This is a genomic window from Streptomyces sp. A1136 (assembly GCF_004795055.1).
Taxonomy (GTDB): Bacteria; Actinomycetota; Actinomycetes; order Streptomycetales; family Streptomycetaceae; genus Streptomyces.
Map to the genome: position 1 here is coordinate 1 of NZ_SSBJ01000338.1, position 536 is coordinate 536.

Annotated in this window: 1 protein-coding gene; it reads right to left on the reverse strand. The window is 63.2% G+C overall.

Going from position 1 to position 536, the window contains the following annotated elements; translation table 11 throughout:
- Window positions 1-272: recombinase family protein (locus E6R62_RS38920; protein WP_136218044.1), on the reverse strand; the 272-nt coding region annotated here is incomplete at its 3' end.
- Window positions 273-536 lie beyond the last annotated feature (264 nt).

Below are 536 nucleotides of genomic sequence, written 5' to 3' on the forward strand. Positions count from 1 at the left end.
TCCAGGACGACGAGTTCGACGCCGCGCTCGCGGAGGTCATCGCCGACGTCCATGAGGTTGCGGAGCGAGCGGCCGAGCCGGTCGAGCTTGGTGATGACGAGGTGGTCGCCGTCGCGGACGGCGACGAGGGCTTTGTCGAGTTCGGGGCGGGAGGCGAGCTTGCCGCTGAGCTTGTCGACGAATATCTGGTCGCAGTTAGCGGCAGTGAGGGCGTCGCGCTGAGCTTCGGGGTGTTGGTCGGAGGTGGACACGCGTCCGTAGCCGATTCGCATAGCCCAGTGTATCGAGAAGGGGGGAGATCGTTACATAGATGCGGACACGGGATGTGTAACAACTCCCGCGCAGGACAGCCGAGTTCGTCGCTACTGGCTCACAGACGTTCGTTTGCGGACAGTCGCTATGGGCGGGTTATCGAGAGTCGTCCATGGTCAACTCCCCACCCCCAACGAGGCGTTAAGCGCCCCCGGCCAACCTGTAGACGCGACTACAGGTTGACTGTAGAGTGGTCTACAGAAGGGGCGAGGGTCGCACCCAAG